This is a genomic window from Halomonas sp. LMYGS-3 (genome assembly GCF_059509875.1).
Map to the genome: position 1 here is coordinate 14,847 of NZ_JCAKFQ010000030.1, position 22,381 is coordinate 37,227.

Here is a 22,381-nt window from a genome sequence, read left to right on the forward strand (position 1 = left end):
GCCTGCGGGTTACTCCTCGGGGATCTCGTCCGGGTTGATGATGGCCAGGGTCTCGCTCTCGCCGTTGCGGTACTGCCAGATGGCGATGGGCGTCAGGACATCGCCGTTGTCGTCGAAGTCCGCCGGCCCGGCCGCGCCGCTGTACTGGACGTCCTCACCGGCCATGATCGCCTCGATGCCGGCCACGAGGCTGTCGTAGTCGCCTGCCGTGATGGTCAGCCCCGGCGGATTGGCGACCTCACGCAGCCGATCGCGCAGCACTGGCCCGGTGATGGCGTCGGCAGACTCGTGACCGTCCGCGTACGCCTTGACCGCCGCCAGGCCGATGACGATCGCCGCGTCATAGGCCGACTCGGTGAACGGTGGGATGCGATCGTGCCCGAACTCGTCCCTGAACTGCTCGGAGAAGTTCTGGAAGCCCGGGATGCTGGGGTCCTGTCCGGGCGCCGTACCGATCACGCCTTCGACGGTGTCGGCACCGAGCGCCTCGACGACCTCGTCGGCGCGGTTGCCGTCGACGAACTGCCAGGCCACCGGATCGAAGAGATCCCGGGCCTCGGCGAGGAAGGTCGCGGTATGCGCCGGATAGCTCGCCGCGAACAGCAGGTCCGGTTCGTCCTGCAAGGCCGAAGCGAGTTGCGAGGTATAGGTCGGCTGGACCTCCTCGGGGTGCGGGACCTGGGCGTGGATCACCCCGCCGCGCAGCTGGAACGACCGGGCGAAGGCATTCGACAGGCCCTGGCCGTAGGGGTTGTTGATGAAGATGGACGACGCACTGTCGAACCGGTAGTCGTCGATGATCTCGCCCGCGACGAGCTGGGCGGCGACCACCCCCTGCAGGGCGTCGGACGCCGTGGTCCGGAACAGCAGGTCGGCGTCACGATCCTCCGGGAGCACCGAGATCAGTGGCGACGTCGAGCCGTTGGAGACCTGCAGGACCTCGGAGGGAATGGTCACGGAGGTCGCCACCGCGACCGTCACACCGCTGGACCAGCCGCCGATGATGGCCGGTACGCCGTGCACCTCGACCAGCCCGCGGGCCGCCTCGATGGCGGGGCTCGGCAGCGTCGCGCTGTCCTCGGCGATATGGTTGCCGATGATGGCACCGCCGAGTACCTCTTCGGTGGCGGCGTTGATGTGCTGGACGCCGAGGGCGGCGCCGTCGCGGTAGTACTCGCCGAACTCGGCACCCGCACCCGTGAAGGGGGCGATCTGGCCCAGCGTGATCGCCGGCGGTTGAGCGACGGCGGCGGTGGCGAGACCAAGCGCCAGCGCCGTCAGCCCGGCCTTTCCAATGCCGGCGGCCATGGGGCCTGTACCATTACGTGCATTCATGACTGCTACCTCCCCTGCGGCAAGGTTGCTGGAGTCAATCGATCCTGCATTCTTCTGGGCTTGCGAAGTCTTGTGGTGCCTTGTGGTGCATAGTGGCGCGCGACAGGATCGACGACCATCAGGCTAGTTCGCCGGGGGGGCTCCCGCCACTTTCGGGCCTGCCGGCTCAGTGCGGATCGCGATGGACCGAGGAGCGCAGCTTGTAGCGCTCGCCGGGATGGATCAGCCGTGCATAGCTGATCAGGTGGTCGCCGGACCAGGTGCGGCGAATCATGCTCAAACAGGGCCGAGTGACCTCGGTGTCCAGATGGCGGGCGGTGGTGGCATCGACCAGCACGGCCTCGACCACATGCTCGATATCGGAGATGGGGCAGGCCGCCACCAGCACCTCGTTGGGTGTATGGCGGGAGAAGTCGGTCTCCAGGTAGTCGGGTACCCAGCGCGGGTTGACATAGCGGTCCTCCAGCTGGATCGGCACGCCGTTCTCGCGATGCACGATCAGGGTATGGAAGACACTGGTGCCCAGCCGTACGCCCAGGCGCAGCGCGACCTCGTCGTCGGCCTCGATGGCCTCGGCGCGCAGCACGTCGTTGCTGTAGCCGTGTCCGCGGCTACGCACCTCCTCGGCGATGTTGTGCACCTCCACCAGCGACGACTCCGCCTTGCGGTCGGTGACGAAGGTACCGAGCCCCGGCTGGCGGGTGAGGTAGCCCTGCTGCACCAGATCGCGGATCGCCTTGTTGGCGGTCATGCGGCTGACCCCGAAGTCGCGTGCCAACTGCTCCTCCGGCGGAATCTGGTGGTGAGCCGGCCAGGCGCCGTTGTGGATCTTCTCCAGCAGGTGCTGCTGAATCTGCAGGTAGAGAGGAGGGGAGCTGCCCATGATCGGCCGTGAATCCTTTCGTTGAGAGGTGTCGAGGAGCGGATCGCCTCTCAGTTTACCCCGCGTATGCGGCGGGGACATCCCGGGAGTGCCCATGCGGGGCGGCAGCCCCGAGGGGTCGCCGTGAGCGGGCAGTAGATGGGGGCGTGTAGTGCGGTACCCTCGACAGGCGCCCGAGTTCGAGGCCTACTGGGCGGGACTGAAGGAGCGGCCGGGACACCGGCGTGCGAATGAGTTCGTCGAGAAGGCCTTGGCGCAGCAGGGCTGACCCCATGTCCGATGAAAGCGAGTGATGCCATGAATGACCCTCGGCTGCAAAGCCCCGCCACGGCACGCAACCGTCAGCCGATCCTCGAGGTATTGCAGCAGGTGCTGCCGGAACGCGCCCGTATCCTGGAAGTGGCCAGCGGTAGCGGTGAGCATGCCGTGCACTTCGCCGGCGCCATGCCGGGCTGGACGTGGCAGCCCAGCGACCCGAACCCCCATGCGCGTCGGTCGATCGAGGCGTGGCGAAAGCATGCCGGCCTGGCCAATCTGCTGGAGCCCATGGCGCTGGATGTGACCACCATCTGTCCGGCCGGGCCCCATGACGCCATGGTGGCGATCAACCTCCTCCACATCTCAGCGTGGGAGGTGACCGAAGCGCTGCTGGCCTGTGCCGGGAAGCGACTGCCGCCAGGTGGCGTGCTCTATCTGTATGGCCCCTTCATGCGGTCGGGACGCCATACGGCGCCCAGCAATGCGGCCTTCGACGCCGACCTTCGAGCCCGCGACCCGCGCTGGGGCATTCGCGATCTCGGGGTGGTGACGGCCGAGGCCGAGGGTCGTGGGTTCTCCCTCGAGCGGGTGGTGGAGATGCCCGCCAATAACCTCAGCGTGGTCTTCCGCAAGGGCGCCTGACGTCAACGCGCCGTGACGTTCGTCACTCGGGCATCTCGCCGGGCACCCGGTACTCGATCGGCTCCGCCTGGCGCTCCTCGCGGGTCTTGGTCTCGTCCTCGGTGGGCACCCCCCACAGGGTCTCGCGGCTGCCGTCGGGAAAGGTGTAGGTGGTGCAGCCGGCAAGCAGGGCGAGGCTCAGGCCGGCGGCGATGGGCCGTGCGAAGCGGGTCGGTCGTGTCACGGTGAATCCCTTCGTGAAGTGGCATTGCGGTCAGCCTGAGGGCTGGCCGCGGGGGCGTCAACCGCCATCGGGATGCCGACGCGAGGAGGCGGCGGCCCGGGGCCGGGCCGCCGCGTCTCGTCGTATGGGGGGCACGCCTCAGGCCGGGCCGATCAGGTGTTTCACCTCCAGATAGGCGGCGAGCCCCCCGGGGCCCAGTTCGCGGCCGATGCCGCTGCGCTTGAACCCGCCCCAGCCGGTTTCGGGCAGCACCAGCTGCTCGCCGTTGAACCAGATGCAGCCGGCCTGCAACCGGCGGCCGATGCGCCGGGCGCGTTCGGCGTCGCCGCTGATCACCGTGGCGGCCAGGCCGAAGTCGCTGTCGTTGGCAAGCCGGATGGCTTCCTCCTCACTGGCCACGCTGCACCCGCACAGCACCGGACCGAAGATCTCCTCGCGCCATAGCCGGCTCGTCACCGGCACGTCGCGGTAGAGGGTCGGGGCGAGGAAGAAGCCCCGTTCGGGCAGGGGGCGGTGACGGGCGTCGCGCACCGCGGTCAGGCCTTCGCTCTCGGCGATGGCGAGATAATGCTGCACGCTGTCACGCTGGCGGGCGCTGGTCAGCGGGCCCATGGTGGTGCCCGCGATCAGCGGATCGCCCAGCACCAGGGCATCGATGCGCTCGCCCAGGGCAGCATAGAGCGGCTCGGCGACGGCTTGATGGACCAGCAGCCGCGAGGTCGCCGAGCAGATCTGGCCGGCGTTGAAGTAGATGCCGGCCATCACCCAGTCGGCGGCCTGGTCGGGGTCGGCGTCCTCCATCACCAGGATGGGGGACTTGCCCCCCAGTTCCAGCGAGACGCCGGCGGTGCGATCGGCGGCGGCGTGCATCACCGCCTCGCCTACTCGGTTGCTGCCGGTGAAGGAGAGCTTGTCGATGCCAGGATGACGGCTGAGCGGGGCGCCGATGCCCTCGCCGTCGCCAAGCAGCAGGTTGAAGACCCCGGTGGGCAGGCCAATCTCCAGGGCAATCTCGGCCAAGGCCTGTTCCGGCAGCGGCGTGACCTCGGAAGGCTTGAGCACCACGGTGCAGCCGGCGGCGAGTGCCGGGGCGAGCTTCCAGGCACTGGTCACCAGCGGGAAGTTCCAGGGGGTGATCAGCCCCACCACGCCCACCGGGTCGTGGTAGCAGCGTGCCTCCACCCCCTCCATCGCCACCTCGACGAGCCGTCCCTGGCGCTGGTCCAGGGCTCGCGCCTGGCTGGCATAATAACGGTAGCAGGCGATGGCGTCGTCGAGGTCGATGGCGGCTTCCGCGAGTACCTTGCCGTTGTTGGTGCTGGAGAGATGGATCAGGTCGTCGCGGCGCCGCGTCAGGACATCGGCGAAGCCGTCGAGATAGGTCGCGCGCGCGGCACCGGCGAGCGCCCGCCAGGCAGGCAGGGCGCGACGGGCGGCGGCCACGGCGGCGTCCACGTCGGCGGGATGGCCGGCGGTGACCTTGGCGATCACCGCTTCCGTGTAGGGATTGGTCACCGGCAGGTGGCGCTCCCCTTGGGAGCTCACCCAGTGATTGTCGATAAATTGCTGGTCGAGGCGTTGCATGGGGAGGGACTCTCTTTATCTGGCCATGGGAGCAAGACACCCTTGGAGGCTGGGAACCGCGGCTATTCCAGGGGAACGGTGCCGCGAAGGCGCTGTGAATCCCTCCCTGGACGCTACCTTTTCCTTCCCTGGAAAAGGACCTTCGCTTTACCGTCCCCCTGGCGCCGCTCACCGATTGGTTTGCTAACCGATAGCCCGCTGCCAGGCGGCGGCATCCACCTCGATCAGCAGGGGGCCATCGGTGGGGCGGGCGGCCAGGGCGCTGGCCAGCTCGACGGGGGCACCCACCCGGGTGGCGAGACAGCCGAAGCCGGCGGCCACGGTCTGGAAGTCCGGGGCCTGGATGTCCACCCCCAGGCGTTCGACGCCATGGGCATCCATGTAGCGGCGGATCTCCTCATAGCCCTGGTTGTGCCACAGCAGGATCACCACCGGCAGGCGCTCCTCCACGGCGGTGGCGAGTTCCGACAGGGTGAACATCACCCCGCCATCGCCGACCAGCGCCACCACCGGCAGCCCGGGTTGGCCGAGCTGGGCGCCGAGCGCCGCCGGCAGGCCGTAGCCGAGGGTGCCGTAGCCGGTGGAGGCGTTGAAGAAACGCCGCGGCGCGGGCTGGCTGAGCAGGTGGTTGCCGGCGTAGACCGGGGCGGTGGAGTCGCCGACCAGGACCGCCTCGGGCAGCGCCTCCTGCAGGGTGGCGTAGAGCGGCACGAAGGGGGCGAAGGTCGGATCGTGGGCAAGGTCGAGGGTCGCCAGGGTCCGGGCCGTGCGTTCGGCACCGCCCCTGGCCAGCGGCGCGGGCAGGTGGGCGAGCAGCAGTTCGAGGCTGCGCCCGGCATCGCCCACCAGCCCCAGCGACACCCGCTGGTTGCGAACCAGCTGCTGAGCGTCCAGGTCGATGCGAATCAGCCGGCCGGTCAACGCGAAGCCGTCGTCGAAGACCACGTCGTAGTCGGTCTCGCCGAGCTCGGTACCCACGGCCAGGATCACGTCGGCGTCGCGGGCCAGCTCTCGCACCGCGGGCAGGCTAGCGTTGGCGCCCAGGTCGAGGGGGTGGTCGCGGCCCAGTAACCCCTTGGCGTTGATGGTGGTCACCGCGGGGGCATCGAGGCGGTTGAGCAGCTCGCGGGTCGCCTCGGGGGCGTCGACGCAGCCGCCGCCGAGCAGCACCAGCGGGCGCTCGGCTTCGCGCAGCCATTCGGCGGCAAGGGCCAGCCCCTCCGGGTCGGCTACCGGTCGGTAGAGTCTCGCGGCCTGCCAACTGTCGGGCGGCGTGACCGGTGCATCGAAGAGGTCGATGGGAATCTCGATATGCACCGGGCCCGGGCGTGCGCTCCGGAACACCGCGAAGGCGCGGGCCAGCACCTCGGGCAGGGCGCCGGGGTCGAGCAGGGTGTGGCTGAAGCGCGCCACGCCGGCGACCAGGTCACGCTGGTTCTCCAGTTCGTGCAGCCGCCCCTGGCCGCGACCCAGGGTGTCGCGACGGTTGACGCTGGAGATTACCAGCATGGGGATGGAGTCGGCGAGCGCCTGGCCCATGGCGGTGGCGATATTGGTCATGCCGGGGCCGGTGATGATGAAGCAGACCCCGGGTTGGCCGGTGGCGCGGGCATAGCCGTCGGCCATGAAGCCGGCACCCTGCTCGTGGCGCGGGGTGACATGGCGCACCTCGCTGCCTTCGAGGCCGCGATAGAGCGCCACGGTATGCACGCCCGGGATGCCGAAGACGGTGTCGACACCGTAGGTGTGGCGCAGCAGGCGGATCAGCAGTTCGGCACAGGTCATGGTTGATCTCTCTGGGCTACGGGCTACGCGTTCGAACTGTTGGATGCTCGTGGCGCGAAGCCCGTTGCTCGCGGCATTAGAAGAAGAACGTATGAGCCATGAAGGCGATGATCGGCAGGGTGATGGCGGTGCGCAGCAGGAAGATCGCCGCCAGCTCCCACAGTTTGATCGGAATCTTCGATTTCAGCAGCAGGGCGCCGATCTCCGACATGTAGATCAGCTGCGTCAGCGACAGGCAGGCGATCACGAAGCGGGTCAGCTCGCTCTCGATGTTGGTCGCCAGCACCGCCGGCAGGAACATGTCGGCGAAGCCGACCAGGGTCGCCGGGGCGGCCGCCTCGGCTTCGGGAATGCGCAGCCACTCGAGCACCGGCACCATGGGGTAGGAGAGCCAGGTGAACAGCGGCGTGAACTCGGCGAGTATCAGCGCCAGCGTGCCGATGGCGAACACCAGAGGCAGCAACGCGAGGAAGATGTCGGCGACGTTGAACAGGGCGTTGCGCGCCAGCTCGCGCGGCCCGGGGGCCGTTTCGGCGCGGCGCACGGCCTGGAGCAGGCTGTAGCGCAGCAGGCCCACCTCCTCGGTACGCTTCTCGGAGAGCTGGCAGCCGACCGGCTCGTAGTAGCTGTCGGGCTTGCGCGACAGCGGCGGCAGGCGTGGCACGATCACGGCGGCGATCAGGCCGGCCACCACCACGGTGAAGTAGAACTGGATGAACAGGTGATTGAGGTCGACGAAGCTGGTGATCAGCAGGCTGAAGGCGATCGACACGATGGAGAAGTTGGTGGCGATCACCGCGGCTTCGCGGCGGTTGTAGAAGCCCTTCTCGTACTGCTGGGTGGTGATCAGCACGCCGACGGTGCCCGACCCCATCCAGGAGGCGGTGGCGTCGATGGCGCTGCGCCCCGGCAGGTTGAAGACGACGCGGAACGGCTTGCGTACCAGGCTGCCAATGAACTCCATGAAGCCGAATTCGACCAGGAAGGGCAGCAGCAGGGCGGCGAAGAAGAAGAAGGTCAACAGCACCGGCGCCAGGTCGTTGAGCATCACCCCGCCGGTGAAGGCGGCAGTGACGAATTCGGGGCCGAACTGGAAGAAGGTCATCAGGGCGAAGATCGCACCGAGGACGCGCATGCCGAGCCAGACCGCGCCGACGTGGAACATGTCGCTCAGCACGCCTTTCTCGGCCCAGGCGGGGCGGGCCAGCTTGACGTAGAGGGTGGCCACCACCGAGAGACAGAGCACGAGGACGGCGATGGCCGGCAGGGCATCGCCGAGCAGCGCCTGGAGGCCATCCGCCATCAGTCCCATGCCGATGTTGATGGTGTCGCCGACCTGGAAGGGCACCAGGAACAGGCTGACCCCGATCAGCGAGGGGATCAGGAACTTGAGGAGGTCGCGGCGGTGGAAGCCGCTGTCTCGGGTGGCATCGCTGCCGGTGGTCTCGAGGGAGGACATAGAGGGTACCCCAGGGGTTGTTGTCGTTGGCAACGGATCGGCGACGACGTCAGTCGCGGTACTGGACGCCGGGCAGGATGCAGAGCATCTCGTAGAGCAGGGTGGCGCCCATCAGCGCGGTGTTGCCGCTCGGGTCATAGGGGGGAGACACCTCCATCAGGTCGCCGCCGACGATGTTCAGGCCCCTGGCACCGCGGACGATCTCCAGGCCCTGGGAGGCGGTCAGCCCGCCCATCTCCACGGTGCCGGTGCCCGGCGCCACCGAGGGGTCGAGGCCGTCGATGTCGAAGCTGATGTAGACGGGACCACTGCCCATCTGCTCGCGGACCTCGGCCATCAGCGGTGCGAGCGATGTGTACCAGCACGCCTCGGCGGTCACGACGCGGAAGCCCTGGTCGCGGCACCAGTCGAAGTCTTCGGCGGCGTAGCCGGTGCCGCGCAGCCCGATCTGCACCACCCGGCGGCTGTCGAGCAGGCCCTCCTCCTGGGCCCGGCGGAAGGGGGTGCCGTGGGCGATGGGTTCGCCGAACATCCGGTCGTTGACGTCGGCGTGGGCATCGATATGGATGAGTCCGACCGGGCCGTGCTTGCGGGCGATGGCGCGCAGGATCGGTAGAGTGACGGTGTGGTCTCCTCCCATCGTCAACGGCGTGCAGCCATGGGCCAGCACCTCGTCGAAGAAACCGGCGATGATCTCCATGCTCTTCGGCAGGTGGAAGGTGTTGACCGGCACGTCGCCGATGTCGGCTACCTGCAGGCTGTCGAAGGGCGCGGCGCGGGTCGCCATGTTGTAGGGGCGCAGCATGCGCGATTCGTCGCGGATCTGGCGCGGTCCCAGCCGGGTGCCGGGGCGGTTGGAGGTGCCGATATCCAGCGGCACGCCGATGAAGGCGGCATCCAGGCCCTCGGCGGTGGGCTGGGTGGGCAGGCGCATCATGGTGGCCGGGCCGCCGAAGCGTGGCATCTCGTTCCCGCCGAGGGGTTGGTTGTAATGGCTCACCGGGTTCTCCTCCGATCGTTGGCGTGTGATGCCGATGGCTTGCACGGAACGTGCCAGATTTTAGCTTGTTGATTCCATATGGTTTTTCATTCATTCGATGCGATCTTGCATCATTGGGCCGCGAAATGTGATGCAGTAATGTATTATTGATGCAGAAATGCATCGCCATCGGACAGGGAGAGTGAGCGAGGATGAGCCATATCGACAGTCGCGTGCTCAGGACCATCATCGAGACGGCCAACGACCACTTCTTCATCGTCGACGGCGCGGGCCGGGTGCTCGACGTGAGCCCGGGGGCCGCCGCGGTCTACGGCATGTCGAGGGAGGAGCTCACCCGGGCCACGGTGCAGGAGCTCGAGGCGCGCGGCGTGCTCAAGCCCTCGATCAGCCTCGAGGTACTGCGCACGGGCCGTCCGGCCCAACTGATGCAGGTGACCGGTACCGGGCGGCGCGTGATCGCCGAGGCGCATCCGGTATTCGTCGATGGGCGGATCGAGCGAATCGTCAGTCGCTCGCGAGACCTCACCGACCTGCAGTTGCTACAGGATGAATATGCGCTGTTGCAGAAGCGCTTCAGTGAGCATCTCAAGCGCAGCCGCGACGGAGCATCGGGAGAGGAGGGGGCGCTCGAGGGCGAGCTCGAGGAACTCCGGGTACGCAGCAGCGTGATGCGTGAGGTGGCGCTGTTGCTCAAGCGGGTGGCGCCGTCGGATGCCACGGTGCTGATGCTGGGCGAGTCCGGGGTCGGCAAGACCGCCTTTGCCCGCCAGTTGCATCGCTGGAGCCGCCGGGGCGAGGGCCCCTTCGTCGATGTCAACTGCGGTGCCATTCCCGAGAACCTGTTCGAGTCGGAGATGTTCGGCTACCAGCCCGGTGCCTTCAGCGGTGCGGCGCGGCAGGGCAAGGCTGGCCTGCTGGAGCAGGCCGGGGGCGGCACCCTGTTCCTCGACGAGATCGGCGAGCTGCCGCTGTTGATGCAGACCAAGCTACTCAAGGTGATCCAGGACGGCACCGTCACGCGGCTCGGTGATACCCGGCCCCGGCGGGTCGATTTCCGCCTGGTGGTGGCCACCAACCAGGACCTGGCGCGCAGTGTGGAGGCGGGCGGCTTCCGGCTCGACCTCTACTATCGGCTCAACGTGATCCCGGTGACCCTGCCGCCGCTCCGCGAGCGACGGGAAGACATCCCGGCGCTGGTGGAGAGTGGCCTGGCGCGGCTCAATCGGCACTACGGCCGCCAGAAACTGCTGCATGCCAGCGTCTGGTCGGAACTGATGGGCAGCGACTGGCCGGGCAACGTGCGTGAGCTCGAGAACTGGCTGGAGCGAGCCTGGCTCTCGGCGCCCGACGACGTGATCCAGTCCGCCCCTCGGAGCGTCGTCCCCCCCTCGGTCGTGGGGCGGGACGCGACCGTTGCCTCCGATGTGCCGTGCCAGCTGCCGGTCTTCGCCACCGGTGAGTCCCTGCCGGAGTACCTGGCTCGCGCCGAGCGACAGGTGCTGTCGGCGCTGTGCGAGGAAGTCACCAGCACCTATGCCATCGCCGAGCGGCTCGGCATCAGCCAACCCAGCGTGGTGCGCAAGCTGCGCAAACACGGGTTTCAGCCTCGCCGGGCCTCGCCTCGCGAGCCGATGCCGCGATCGTTGCGGTAGCGCCCCTTTCGGGATCAGGCGGTCGTCCGCGAAGGGGGCTCAGCGCCCCGTCCCCCAGTGGTGCTTGAGTTCCTCGCGGGTAACCTTCTCGATGACCACTTCCGGGTGATGACGGTGGATCGCCGAATAGATCTCACTCTCCCGGTCCTTGGGCACGTCCACCATCATCAGGAAGGCGCCGTTCTCGATCTCGTCCTCGAACTTGTCGACCTTCACGTCATGCACCGACACCCCGATCATGGTGCTGCTCCAGACACCGAACAGGCCACCGAATACCATCATGCCGAGAATGAGCAGGGCGAAATTGACGCCGTCGATGGCATTGCTCAGGACATAGTAGGCGACGACACCCAGGGCGAGCCCCAGCGGGATGCCATACTTGAGGCCCCGCATCGCGGCATTGACCACATCCGTGGTCTCGCGCAGGGTGGCGTTATGCACCCCCTGTTCTTCCAGATGCTTCCAGTCTCGGCCCGTGACGTGAACCTGGTCCTTCTTCAGCTTGAGATCGCTCAGCTCATGGGCGATGTTGACGGTGGTATCCAGATCAGGGGTCAAGAAATATAAGCGGCTCATAGCATTCTCCCGTCCAGCAACCTAGGGGCGCCGGCGCAATACGCCCCGGCATCCTTCTGCTCCTTGCCTGTCGACCGATTCCCTGTCCCTGCCACAGTGGTACGGCGAGGGTCGTGGCTCGGCGCATCGTGTGAGTCGATGCCGCCCTGACCGTAGAAGGGACTTAACTACTCAAGGTTGTCGATATCGTCGCGAACGGCAAGCAATGAATGCACGCGACCCACCCACCGGGCGGCCGGCAGGGGTCGCCGGGCTGATTTCTGGACAGGGTGCGAGTGGCCCGGGGCGATGGGTCAGGAAGGAGGGCTGTGCTACCCACGAGAACGAAAAACCGCCACCCGGCATGATCCGACAGTGGCGGTTTTACTTGAATCTAATGGTCGGAGCGACAGGATTCGAACCTGCGACCTCTGCAACCCCATTGCAGCGCGCTACCAAGCTGCGCCACGCTCCGACGGGTTTTCGGCGACTGGTGGCTGCTGCCAGTGGCCCCCGAGAACGAGGCGTATACTAGCGCGTTGCGGGGCAAATGAAAAGCCCTCTTTGCGCTTCAGTTTCAATCGCTTGGCTCAAGCTTCCTTGGCAGTTGGCGTCGCCCCACCGTGCTTCGGCCCTTTTCGCCCGTCCAGCGTGGATGTTGGCGAGCTTCGGGGGCAGTCACTATAGTGACTCCATAATGTACTCACTTATGAAATGGACAGTGAGGTACAAGGGAGGGGCAGTCGATGGCGATAGCGGTTGTCGTGATCGTATTGGCGGTGGGATCGGTGCTGTTCTACTTTCTCAGCCCCTGGAATCTGACGCCGTTGGCCTCCAACTGGGGAGCCATCGATGACACCATCCATATCACCCTGTGGGTCACGGGGGGGGTGTTCGTCGCCGTCAACCTGTTCCTGGCCTTCGTCATCATCCGTTATCGCCACAAGACGCAGCGGCGATCGCACTACGAACCCGAGAACAAGAAGCTTGAAGCCTGGCTGACCGGGCTCACGGCGATTGGCATCGTCGCGTTGCTGGCGCCCGGGTTACTGGTGTGGGGCGCCTTCGTCCAGCCGCCGGAAGAGGCGCACGAAGTCGAGGTGGTGGGCCAGCAGTGGCACTGGAGTTTTCGCCTGCCCGGTGAGGATGGTCGCTTCGGCGCCGTGCACAACCGCTTCATGAGCGACGACAATCCCTTCGGCATGACCGACGACCCCGACGGGCAGGACGACATCCTGGTGGGGAGTCCCCGGCTGCTGCTGCCGGTCGACCGGCCGGTCAAGGTTCTGCTGCGCTCCAGGGACGTGCTGCACAACTTCAAGGTCGCCAATTTCCGCGCCAAGATGGACATGGTGCCGGGGCAGGTCTCCTATTTCTGGCTGACCCCGACCGAGCTCGGCGAGTACGAGATCGTCTGTGCGCAGTTGTGCGGCATCGCCCACTTCGCCATGCGCGGGAAAGTCGAGGTCGTGGAGCAGGCGGAGTTCGAGGAGTGGCTGGCGGCGCAACCGACGCATGCCGAGCTCGCCGCGCGTGACCCGGGGGATCCCGAGGCCGGCGAGGGGCGCTACGCCAGCTGTGCGGCTTGCCATGGCAACGAAGGGCAGGGCAATCCCGACCTGAATGCGCCGAAGCTCGCCGGCCTCGGCGGGTGGTATCTGGAGCGGCAGCTCGAGCTGTTTCGCAGTGGCGGGCGCGGCACCCACGAGGAAGATTCCTTCGGACAGCAGATGCGACCCTTCGCGGCCCAGCTTCCCGATCGGGCGGCGATCGCCGATCTCACCGCCTACATCGAGACCCTCCCCGACGAGCCGGTCGAGGCCACGCTGTCCGGTGATGCCGAGCGTGGCGCGCGGCACTATCGTACCTGCGGCTCCTGCCACGGCACCGAGGGCGAGGGAATCCGGGCCACCAATGCGCCGCGTCTGGCAGGCATGCCCGACTGGTATCTGGCCAGGCAGTTGCAGAACTTCCGCGAAGGCGTCCGCGGCCGGCATCCCGAGGACCCCTACGGGAACCAGATGGTCGACATGGCCCAGATGCTGGTCAACGAGCAGGCCGTCAACGATGTGGTCGCCTACATCATGACGCTGCCCCGGCCCGAGAGGCAGCTGGCGGCGGTCAATCCCGGCGATGGGGAGGATGAGTGATGGCGGAACGTGGACAGGAGAGCGCTTCCTATGCTCCGGCAAGCGAGTTCGACGAGATGGAGCTCGTCCATCCCAGGACCTTCGTCGGCAAATACATCTGGAGCCAGGATGCCAAGGTCATCGCCATCCAGTATGCGCTCACCGCCATGGCCATCGGGGTCGTGGCCCTGGTGCTGTCGATCCTGATGCGCTTGCAGCTCGGCTTTCCCGGGACCTTCTCGCTGATCGATCCGAGTAGCTACCTGCAGTACGTGACCATGCACGGCATGATCATGGTCGTCTACCTGCTCACGGCGCTGTTCCTGGGAGGGTTCGGGAACTACTTGATTCCGCTGATGTGTGGCGCGCGGGACATGGCCTTTCCCTATCTCAACATGCTGAGTTACTGGTTCTACCTGGTGGCGGTGCTGATTCTGGTGGCGAGCTTCTTCGTCCCGGGTGGGCCGACCGGGGCGGGCTGGACGCTCTATCCGCCCCAGGCGATCAGCCCGGGCACGCCGGGCATCGATGGCGGGATCCTGTTGATGGGGCTGTCGCTGATGGTGTTCATCGCCGGGTTCACCATGGGCGGGCTGAACTACATCGTCACGGTGCTCCAGGCGCGGACCCGGGGCATGACGCTGATGCGCCTGCCGCTGACGATCTGGGGCATCTTCATGGCCACGGTGATGGCCCTGCTGGCCTTTCCGGCGCTGCTGGTAGCGGTGTTGATGATGCTTTGCGACATGCTGCTCGGCACGAGCTTCTTCATGCCGGCGATGCTGACCCTGGGGGAACAGTCGGAGCACGCTGGCGGCAGCCCCCTGCTCTTCCAGCACCTGTTCTGGTTCTTCGGGCATCCCGAGGTCTACATCGTGGCGTTGCCGGCCTTCGGCATCGTGTCGGACCTGCTGGCGACCCATGCACGCAAGAACATCTTCGGCTATCGCATGATGGTCTGGGCGATCATCATCATCGGGGTGCTGAGCTTCGTGGTCTGGGCCCACCACATGTTCGTCAGCGGCATGAATCCCTATTTCGGCTTCCTGTTCGCCACCACCACCCTGATCATTGCGGTGCCCACGGCGATCAAGGTCTACAACTGGGTGCTGACCCTGTGGCGCGGCAATATTCATCTGACGGTGCCGATGCTGTTCGCCATCGGCTTCATCTTCACCTTCGTCAATGGAGGACTCAGTGGCCTGTTCCTGGGCAACGTCACGGTCGACGTGCCACTGGCCGATACCTACTTCGTGGTCGGCCACTTCCATATGGTCATGGCCGTGGCTCCAGTGCTGGTGGTGTACGGCGCCCTCTACCACTGGTATCCCAAGATCACCGGTCGGATGCTCGACGACACCCTCGGCAAGATCCACTTCTGGGTGACCTTCCTGGGCGCCTACGCCATCTTCTATCCCATGCACTTCCTGGGGTTCGCCGGCGTGCCGCGCCGCTATTACGCCTATGGCGAAACCGGCTATATCGCCGACTCGGTCCAGACCCTCAATGCCTTCATGAGTGTGGCGGCCATCATCGTGGCACTGGCCCAACTGATCTTCTTCTTCAATCTCGTCTGGAGCTACTACCGCGGTCGTGAGTCGGGCCCCAATCCCTGGCAGGCCACCACCCTGGAGTGGCAGACCGAGCATACGCCGCCACGCCACGGCAACTTCGGCGACCGGCTCCCGGTGGTATATCGCTGGGCCTACGACTACTGCGTGCCCGGCGCCAAGGAGGATTTCATTCCACAGAACGTGTCGCCGGAGGAGGTGGAGGTCGACGGTGCCGTGGATGACAGGAGCGGGGTGCGGCCATGACGATTTCGCTGCTATTCCTGGCCACCCTGATGCTGGTCTTCGGTGGCTGGCTGTTCAGCCACTCGATCAACGTGCGGCCCTGGGAGTCGCAACCGGAAGGCTCGCAAGCGGGAGGCGACAACGCCGGTCAGCTACCGTCCTCCTTGACGGCGGCTCGGGTAGGCCTGGCGGTATTTCTGGCAGTGGCCACTGCCTTCTTTGCCTTGACCATCAGCGCCTACCTGATGCGCATGGAAATGGGACCCGACTGGCGATCGCTGCCGACCCCCGGCCTGCTGTGGCTGAACACCGTCGTCCTGGTGCTGGGCAGCATCGCCCTGCAGCGTGCCTGGGCATCGGCCAAGGGGGGAGATGATCAGGCGCTGTGGTGGGGGCTGGTGCTGGGTGGCGCCTTCACCATCGCCTTCATCGTCGGGCAGGGGGTGGTCTGGTGGCAGTTGCAGCAGGCCGGCCATTACCTGACCGCGAACCCGGCCAATGCCTTCTTCTTCCTGCTGACCGCCCTGCATGCCTTGCATCTCCTGGGGGGGCTGGTCGCCTGGGCGCGGACCCTGTTCAAGGTCCAGTGGGGCGCCTCGCCAACCGAGGTGAGGGCGAGTGTCGAGCTGTGTGCCCTGTACTGGCATTTCCTGTTGATGGTCTGGGCCATTCTCTTCGCGCTGGTGTTGTCGACGTGAGCCGTCGACCCGACAGGAGGGCATGACGATGGACAACCCGAGCCACCGAGACCCGGTTACACCCGATGGCATGAAGGGCCTCGTCACGGACTGGTCGGCGGAACGACGGGTCTTCGATGTCCCCTGGGGCAAGGCGATGATGTGGATCTTCATCCTCAGCGATGTGTTCATCTTCGCCTGCTTCCTGGTCGGTTACATGGTCTTGCGCATGTCCACCGTCGAGCCCTGGCCGGATGCCAGCGAGGTGTTCGCCCTCACGGTGGGCGGACAATCTATCCCGTTGCTGTTGATCGCCATCATGACCTTCATCCTGATCAGCAGCAGCGGCACCATGGCCTTGGCGGTCAAGTACGGCTACGAGAAGCATCGCCGCAAGACCGCCATCCTGCTGCTCCTGACCGCCTTGCTCGGGGCTACCTTCGTCGGCATGCAGGCGTTCGAGTGGACCGTGCTGATCGGCGAGGGAGTGCGTCCCTGGGGCAACCCCTGGGGGGCCGCCCAGTTCGGCGCGGTGTTCTTCCTGATCACGGGCTTTCACGGTACCCATGTGACCATCGGGGTCATCTTCCTTGTCATCATGACGGTCAAGGTGCTGCGCGGGTCGCTGGACGATCAACGCCCCGGTTTCCTGACCGGTCGCCGGGGGCGCTATGAAATGGTCGAGACCCTGGGACTGTACTGGCACTTCGTGGATCTGGTCTGGGTCTTCATCTTCGCATTCTTCTACTTGTGGTAGAGGGAGGAGGTCGGCATGGCGAACGCAACCCACCAACAGCCCCCCCTTCGGACCTATCTCTGGGTCTGGCTGTGGCTGTTCGTGCTCAGCGTGTGCTCCTACCTGGTGGATGTATCGGGTATCGAGGGGTTCCTCAAGTGGTTCCTGATCACGCTGTTCATGCTGCTCAAGGCCGGCCTGATCGTGGCCTTCTTCATGCACATGGCCTGGGAGCGCCTGGCGATCATCTACACCGTGCTGGTGCCGCCAGGGGTGCTGCTGTTCCTGGCGGGATTGATGGCCATGGAATCGAATTACACGCTGGTATCTCGCCTGTCCTTCTTCGCCAACTGATGCCGCCCGCGCAAGCGGCGGCACCGGGCGGATCGTCTATGCCCGGGGCCTCTGCGCGGACGCGGCGGCTCAGATCTCTTCCCAGATCCGTTCGCGGAACTCGTGGGAGAGTTGTGTCGCCTTCTCCATGCGCTTCATCTGAGCGTCCGTCACGTCCTTGACCAGCTTGTGGTAGCACTCCTGCACCTCGGCGGGGGTGGTAGGGGCATCCTCGCTGGTGAAGCACTCTGCCATGCGCTGGCCGCTGTCTGCCATGGCCTTGAGGTATTGGGCCTCGAACTGCATCGCCTCGGCGAGACTCTCCATCCAGGCCAGCTGCATGCGGGCCAGGGGGGAGGCACTGTGGATCCACTGCTGTTGCCACCATGCCAGCATCGGCTCGTCAGTCGGCATTGCGGGGTTGGGCTGGGTCGGTTTGCGGTTGCTCATGATCGGGCTCCTGTGCCTCCTCTGGTGCGGATGGCGGTGGGGGGATGGTACCGTCATATCCAGAGTATAGGAGGCGGCCGATGGAGTGCCCGCTGGCTGGCAGGTTGTTGCGCGTTCGCCTGATGCCGGTCAAGGTGCATGGCTTGTCTGCGACCAAAGAACGATAACGGCGGTCGGGAAAAGGGGAGAGCGGAGATGTGGAGCGTGATCAAGTCGGTACTGGCCGCCTTCTTCGGCGTCCAGAAGGAGCGGCAACGCCAGGCGGATTTCGAGGCCGGACGCCCTGCCGTGTTCATCGCCGTCGGAATCGCCATGACGCTGGTCCTGATCGGCCTGGTGGCCCTGGTGGCCAGTCTGGTCGCCCGTTGAGTCCCCCGGGTCGCGCGGCAGCGTTGAAGCCGGCAGCAACGATTTATGGTATTGATGTCGACAGCCAAATCCTGTACCTCTTCCTATGATCGTCCTGCATCTAGCTGAATCTAATTAAGAGCAAGGGCAATTAATGGATGGGAGGGCTCCAACGACCCTGGCGAGGTCTCTGGAGCCCTGGCGGTTGACGACGACAACAACGACAAGGAGGCGCCGATGCGCACGTTGCTCGTGTGGGTGGCGGGGTTCTGTACCCTGGCCGGGCTAAGCCCGCTGGCCCTGGCCAACGGCTGGAACATGCCAGTCGGGGTGACGGACCTGAGTCGCGAGATCTATTCCCTGCACATGACGATCTTCTGGATCTGCGTGGCCATCGGCGTGGTGGTCTTCGGGGTGATGTTCTATTCCCTGTTCCGCTTCCGTCGCTCGCGCGGTGCCAAGGCCGACAACTTCCACGAGAACACCACCGTCGAGGTGCTCTGGACCGCCATTCCGCTGTTGATCCTGGTGGGCATGGCGGTGCCTGCCACCGCCACCCTCGTGCAGATGTACGACGCCTCCGATGCCGAGCTCGACGTGATGATCACCGGGCAGCAGTGGCGCTGGCGCTACGAATACCTCGGCGAGGACGTCGCCTTCACCTCCAACCTGGGCACGCCGCGGGCGCAGATCCGCGGCGAGGAGGAGCGTGGCGAACACTACCTGCTCGAGGTCGACGAGCCGCTGGTGCTGCCGACCAATCGCAAGGTGCGCTTCCTGATGACCGCGGATGACGTCCTCCACTCCTGGTGGGTGCCGGACCTGGCGGTCAAGCAGGACACCGTCCCCGGCTTCATCAACGAGAACTGGGTGAACATCAACGAACCGGGTATCTACCGCGGCCAGTGTGCCGAACTGTGCGGCAAGGACCATGCCTTCATGCCGATCGTGGTGCACGCCATGGAAGGGGAGGAGTTCGACCAGTGGTTGGTCAAGCGCAAGGAAGCGGCTGCCGAGGAGGCGCTGGGTGTCGATCGCGACTGGGCGCTCGATGAGCTGATGGAGCGTGGCGAGGCCGTCTACGGCAGCATCTGTGCGTCCTGCCATCAGCCCGAGGGGCAGGGGGCACCGCCCGCCTTCCCTGCCCTGGCCGGCAACGAACGCTTGATCGAAGACCCCGAGTGGCATGTCCGGACCATCGTCAACGGGGTCTCGGGGACGGCCATGCCGGCCTTCCGCAGTACCCTGAACCCGGTCGAGATCGCGGCCGTGGCGACCTACACCCGCAACGCCTGGGGCAACGACACCGGCGATGCCGTGCAGCCTTCGGAAATCGCGGAGCAGCTAGCGCAGTAGTGGGCCGAGCGATTCCGTGTCCCGGACAAGAACAACGCATTCAGGAGAGTGCCGATGGCGCCCAAGTTACCCCCGCAGCCACCCCTTGAACACAGCTCCACTGCTCCGGCCGGCGGTGCCGCCGCCCATCACGCGCCGCCCAAGGGCATCCTGCGCTGGCTGCTGACCACCAACCACAAGGAGATCGGCAGCCTCTACCTGATCTTCTCGCTGATCATGTTCTTCATCGGCGGCATCTTTGCCCTGGTGGTGCGCGCCGAGCTGTTCCAGCCCGGCCTGCAAATGGTGAACCCCGAGTTCTTCAATCAGATGACCACCATGCATGGCCTGATCATGGTCTTCGGTGCGGTCATGCCGGCCTTCACGGGGCTGGCCAACTGGATGATCCCGCTGCAGATCGGTGCCCCGGACATGGCCCTGCCGCGGCTCAACAACTTCAGCTTCTGGCTGCTGCCGGTGGCCTTCCTGCTGCTGCTCTCCACCCTGCTGATGCCGGGGGGCGGGCCGGACTTCGGCTGGACCTTCTACGCGCCGCTCTCCACCACCTACGCGCCGCCGTCGACCACCTTCTTCATCCTCTCGCTGCACATCGCCGGCATCAGCTCGATCCTCGGCGCGATCAACATCGTGGCCACCATCCTCAACATGCGGGCCCCGGGGATGCGCCTGATGGACATGCCGCTGTTCGTCTGGACCTGGCTGATCACTGCCTTCCTGCTGATCGCCGTGATGCCGGTGCTCGCCGGGGTGATCACCATGATGCTGATGGACATCAACTTCGGCACCAGCTTCTTCAACGCGGCCGGTGGCGGTGACCCGGTGCTCTTCCAGCACCTGTTCTGGTTCTTCGGGCATCCCGAGGTGTACATCATGATTCTGCCGGCCTTCGGTATCGTCTCGGCGATCATTCCCACCTTCGCCCGCAAGCCGCTGTTCGGTTACGCCTCCATGGTCTATGCCACGGCCTCCATCGCCCTGCTGTCCTTCCTGGTCTGGGCCCACCACATGTTCGTGGTCGGCCTGCCGCTGGTGGCCGAGCTGTTCTTCATGTACACCACCATGCTGATCGCCGTGCCCACCGGGGTGAAGGTGTTCAACTGGATCACCACCCTGTTCCGTGGCTCGATCACCTTCGAACCGCCGATGCTGTTCGCCCTGGCCTTCGTGGTGCTGTTCACCATCGGCGGTTTCTCGGGGCTGATGCTGGCGATCGCCCCGGCCGACTTCCAGTACCACGATACCTACTTCGTGGTGGCGCATTTCCACTATGTGCTGGTGCCGGGGGCGGTGTTCGCCATCATGGCCGGCGTCTACTACTGGCTGCCCAAGTGGACCGGCTACTACCCCAATGTGCGGCTGTCGCAGTGGCACTTCTGGTTGTCGGTGATCGGGGTCAACCTGACCTTCTTCCCCATGCACTTCTCGGGGCTGGCCGGGATGCCGCGACGTATCCCCGATTACGCCCTCCAGTTCGCCGACTTCAACCTGGTGTCGAGCCTCGGCGCCTTCCTGTTCGGCGCCTCGCAACTGGTGTTCGTGGCGGTGGTGATCCTCTGCGTGCGCGGTGGCGAGAAGGCGCCGGCCAAGGCCTGGGAGGGCGCCGAGGACCTGGAGTGGAGCGTGCCGAGTCCGGCCCCGCTGCACACCTTCGAGACGCCGCCCACCTTCAATCCCCATGTGCACTGACGGGAGGTTGCCATGAGCCACGAGGATCACAGCACCCGTGCCCGGAACCCTGGTGTCAGGCGGACGGTGGTGAGGTCAGTGGCGGCTCTGGTCGGCATGTTTGCCTTCGCCTTCGCGCTGGTACCGCTGTACGACGTCTTCTGCCGTGTCACCGGCATCAATGGCAAGGTGGACAATACCGCCCAGGCCATCGTCCATGAGGGAGTGGACGAGTCCCGCTATGTCACCGTCCAGTTCATCACCCGCGGCAGCTCCGGGCTACCGTGGCGGATGGAGGTGGAGACTCGCCAGGTACGGGTCCATCCGGGGCAGACCAGCGAGATCAACTTCACCTTCCGCAACCAGAGCGCGGAAGCCAACCGGGGGCGGGCGGTGCCCAGTGTCTCCCCCTCACGGGCATCGCGGCACCTGCGCAAGGTCAGTTGTTTCTGTTTCGACGAGCAGTACCTGGAGGCCGGCGAGCGTCTCGAGCTGCCGCTGGTCTTCCAGCTGGCGCGCGACCTGCCCCCCGACGTCAATACCGTAACCCTGGTCTATACCCTGTATCCGGTCACCGATGCACAGGCTCCCCTGCGGGCGCAGGTGACTGCCGGCAAAGGAGATGAGGCATGAGTGGTGGCAGCTATTACGTTCCCGCAACCAGCAAGTGGCCGATCCTGGGCTCGCTCGCGCTGGGCGTGATGATGATCGGTACCGGCATGGTGCTGGTGCATGGGCGCGGGACCCTGGTGATGACGGCGGGGCTGGTCGCGGTCCTGGTGGTCATGGCCCTGTGGTTCCGGGACGTGATCAAGGAGTCCCGTCAGGGGCTCTACGATGCCCAGATGGATCGCTCCTTCCGTTGGGGGATGGGCTGGTTCATCTTCTCCGAGGTGATGTTCTTCGCCGCCTTCTTCGGGGCGCTCTTCTATGTGCGCACCTTCGCCATCCCCTGGCTGGATGGCGAAGGTGCCAAGGGGGTCGCGGCGCTGCTGTGGCCCGATTTCACCGCCAGCTGGCCTTTGATGAATCCACCCGATGCCTCGATCTCGGGACCGGCGGCCACCTTCAGCCCGTGGCAGCTGCCCCTGGTCAACACCCTGATCCTGGTGGCGTCGAGCATCACCCTGACCGTGGCCCACGAGGGGTTGAAGGAAGGCTACCGCGATACCACCCGCAACTGGCTGTTCGTCACCCTGCTGCTGGCCATCACCTTCATCGGCATCCAGGCGGTGGAGTACTACGAAGCCTACACCCACTACGGCATCACCCTGCAGGCCGGCATCTACGGCGCGACCTTCTTCCTGCTTACCGGCTTCCACGGGCTGCACGTGATCATCGGGGCCACCATCCTGACGGTAATGTTCGTGCGTATCCAGAAAGGGCACTTCACGGGGGACAACCACTTCGGCTTCGAAGCGTCATGCTGGTACTGGCACTTCGTCGACGTGGTATGGATCGGCCTGTTCCTGTTCGTCTATGTTTTCTAGATGCGCGTTCCGGATAGGTCGCCCG

Annotated in this window: 21 protein-coding genes and 1 tRNA gene; 12 read left to right on the forward strand and 10 right to left on the reverse strand. The window is 65.8% G+C overall.

The genetic code is table 11. From position 1 onward, the window contains the following. Window positions 1-9: 9 nt before the first annotated feature. Window positions 10-1,335 (reverse strand): ABC transporter substrate-binding protein, encoded by a 1,326-nt coding sequence (locus tag AC5W54_RS19515; RefSeq protein ID WP_495963768.1) that lies wholly within the window; start codon window positions 1,333-1,335, stop codon window positions 10-12. Between the two features lie 166 nt (window positions 1,336-1,501). Further along, window positions 1,502-2,218 (reverse strand): histidine utilization transcriptional repressor HutC, encoded by a 717-nt coding sequence (gene hutC / locus AC5W54_RS19520; RefSeq protein WP_495963769.1) that lies wholly within the window; start codon window positions 2,216-2,218, stop codon window positions 1,502-1,504. 297 nt (window positions 2,219-2,515) lie between these two features. Here hutC and AC5W54_RS19525 point away from each other — a divergent pair, with 297 nt between their 5' ends. Next, window positions 2,516-3,118 (forward strand): DUF938 domain-containing protein, encoded by a 603-nt coding sequence (locus AC5W54_RS19525; RefSeq protein WP_495963770.1) that lies wholly within the window; start codon window positions 2,516-2,518, stop codon window positions 3,116-3,118. A gap of 22 nt (window positions 3,119-3,140) precedes the next feature. On the opposite strand, the gene AC5W54_RS19530 is transcribed toward AC5W54_RS19525, so the two are convergent. From AC5W54_RS19530 to speB, 5 genes are all read right to left on the reverse strand, one after another. After that, the gene (locus AC5W54_RS19530) at window positions 3,141-3,341 is read right to left on the reverse strand and encodes a hypothetical protein (RefSeq protein WP_495963771.1); all 201 of its coding nucleotides are present in this window, start codon (window positions 3,339-3,341) and stop codon (window positions 3,141-3,143) included. 138 nt (window positions 3,342-3,479) lie between these two features. Further along, the gene (locus AC5W54_RS19535) at window positions 3,480-4,925 is read right to left on the reverse strand and encodes an aldehyde dehydrogenase family protein (protein ID WP_495963772.1); all 1,446 of its coding nucleotides are present in this window, start codon (window positions 4,923-4,925) and stop codon (window positions 3,480-3,482) included. A gap of 183 nt (window positions 4,926-5,108) precedes the next feature. Next, a complete protein-coding gene (locus AC5W54_RS19540; RefSeq protein WP_495963773.1) occupies window positions 5,109-6,710 on the reverse strand; it encodes a 5-guanidino-2-oxopentanoate decarboxylase in 1,602 nt (533 codons plus the stop codon). A gap of 76 nt (window positions 6,711-6,786) precedes the next feature. Continuing rightward, a complete protein-coding gene (locus AC5W54_RS19545) occupies window positions 6,787-8,169 on the reverse strand; it encodes a YjiH family protein (RefSeq protein ID WP_495963774.1) in 1,383 nt (460 codons plus the stop codon). A 49-nt stretch (window positions 8,170-8,218) separates the two neighbouring features. Beyond that, window positions 8,219-9,169, reverse strand: coding sequence for an agmatinase (gene speB, locus AC5W54_RS19550; protein ID WP_495963775.1), 951 nt, complete (start codon window positions 9,167-9,169; stop codon window positions 8,219-8,221). A gap of 191 nt (window positions 9,170-9,360) precedes the next feature. Here speB and AC5W54_RS19555 point away from each other — a divergent pair, with 191 nt between their 5' ends. Further along, window positions 9,361-10,821, forward strand: coding sequence for a sigma-54 interaction domain-containing protein (locus tag AC5W54_RS19555; RefSeq protein ID WP_495963776.1), 1,461 nt, complete (start codon window positions 9,361-9,363; stop codon window positions 10,819-10,821). A 39-nt stretch (window positions 10,822-10,860) separates the two neighbouring features. Here AC5W54_RS19555 and AC5W54_RS19560 read toward each other — a convergent pair whose 3' ends face one another. Beyond that, complete coding sequence (locus tag AC5W54_RS19560) at window positions 10,861-11,397, reverse strand: DUF1269 domain-containing protein (RefSeq protein WP_495963777.1); 537 nt, start codon at window positions 11,395-11,397, stop codon at window positions 10,861-10,863. 377 nt (window positions 11,398-11,774) lie between these two features. Continuing rightward, window positions 11,775-11,851, reverse strand: a tRNA-Pro gene (locus AC5W54_RS19565). Window positions 11,852-12,122: 271 nt separating this feature from the next. On the opposite strand from AC5W54_RS19565, the gene AC5W54_RS19570 reads away from it, so the two are divergent. The 5 genes from AC5W54_RS19570 to AC5W54_RS19590 are packed head-to-tail and all read left to right on the forward strand — an operon-like array spanning window position 12,123 to window position 17,068. Further along, entirely contained in the window at window positions 12,123-13,526 is a 1,404-nt protein-coding gene (locus AC5W54_RS19570) for a c-type cytochrome (RefSeq protein WP_495963778.1), read from the forward strand. Further along, on the forward strand, window positions 13,526-15,322 hold the full coding sequence (locus AC5W54_RS19575; protein ID WP_495963779.1) for a cytochrome c oxidase subunit I: 1,797 nt from the start codon (window positions 13,526-13,528) through the stop codon (window positions 15,320-15,322). The genes AC5W54_RS19570 and AC5W54_RS19575 overlap by 1 nt, the downstream gene beginning before the upstream one ends. Continuing rightward, entirely contained in the window at window positions 15,319-15,999 is a 681-nt protein-coding gene (locus AC5W54_RS19580) for a cytochrome c oxidase subunit 3 (protein ID WP_495963780.1), read from the forward strand. The genes AC5W54_RS19575 and AC5W54_RS19580 overlap by 4 nt, the downstream gene beginning before the upstream one ends. A 28-nt stretch (window positions 16,000-16,027) precedes the next feature. Beyond that, window positions 16,028-16,735, forward strand: coding sequence for a cytochrome c oxidase subunit 3 (locus AC5W54_RS19585; protein ID WP_495963781.1), 708 nt, complete (start codon window positions 16,028-16,030; stop codon window positions 16,733-16,735). Window positions 16,736-16,750: 15 nt separating this feature from the next. Next, a complete protein-coding gene (locus AC5W54_RS19590) occupies window positions 16,751-17,068 on the forward strand; it encodes a cytochrome C oxidase subunit IV family protein (protein ID WP_495963782.1) in 318 nt (105 codons plus the stop codon). A 69-nt stretch (window positions 17,069-17,137) separates the two neighbouring features. On the opposite strand, the gene AC5W54_RS19595 is transcribed toward AC5W54_RS19590, so the two are convergent. Continuing rightward, window positions 17,138-17,497: a hypothetical protein gene (locus AC5W54_RS19595; protein ID WP_495963783.1), complete on the reverse strand. Its 360-nt coding sequence runs from the start codon at window positions 17,495-17,497 to the stop codon at window positions 17,138-17,140. Window positions 17,498-17,692: 195 nt separating this feature from the next. On the opposite strand from AC5W54_RS19595, the gene AC5W54_RS19600 reads away from it, so the two are divergent. The 5 genes from AC5W54_RS19600 (at window position 17,693) to AC5W54_RS19620 (ending at window position 22,356) form a co-directional block, all read left to right on the forward strand. Next, window positions 17,693-17,866 carry a DUF2970 domain-containing protein gene (locus AC5W54_RS19600; protein ID WP_495963784.1) on the forward strand — a complete coding sequence of 58 codons (174 nt, stop codon included), beginning with the start codon at window positions 17,693-17,695 and terminating at the stop codon, window positions 17,864-17,866. Window positions 17,867-18,082: 216 nt separating this feature from the next. After that, entirely contained in the window at window positions 18,083-19,201 is a 1,119-nt protein-coding gene (coxB, locus tag AC5W54_RS19605; RefSeq protein ID WP_495963785.1) for a cytochrome c oxidase subunit II, read from the forward strand. 54 nt (window positions 19,202-19,255) lie between these two features. After that, window positions 19,256-20,887: a cytochrome c oxidase subunit I gene (gene ctaD, locus AC5W54_RS19610; RefSeq protein ID WP_495963786.1), complete on the forward strand. Its 1,632-nt coding sequence runs from the start codon at window positions 19,256-19,258 to the stop codon at window positions 20,885-20,887. A gap of 12 nt (window positions 20,888-20,899) precedes the next feature. Beyond that, entirely contained in the window at window positions 20,900-21,499 is a 600-nt protein-coding gene (locus AC5W54_RS19615) for a cytochrome c oxidase assembly protein (protein ID WP_495963787.1), read from the forward strand. Further along, window positions 21,496-22,356, forward strand: coding sequence for a cytochrome c oxidase subunit 3 (locus AC5W54_RS19620; protein ID WP_495963788.1), 861 nt, complete (start codon window positions 21,496-21,498; stop codon window positions 22,354-22,356). Before AC5W54_RS19615 ends, AC5W54_RS19620 begins: the two co-directional genes overlap by 4 nt. The last annotated feature ends 25 nt before the right edge of the window (window positions 22,357-22,381 follow it).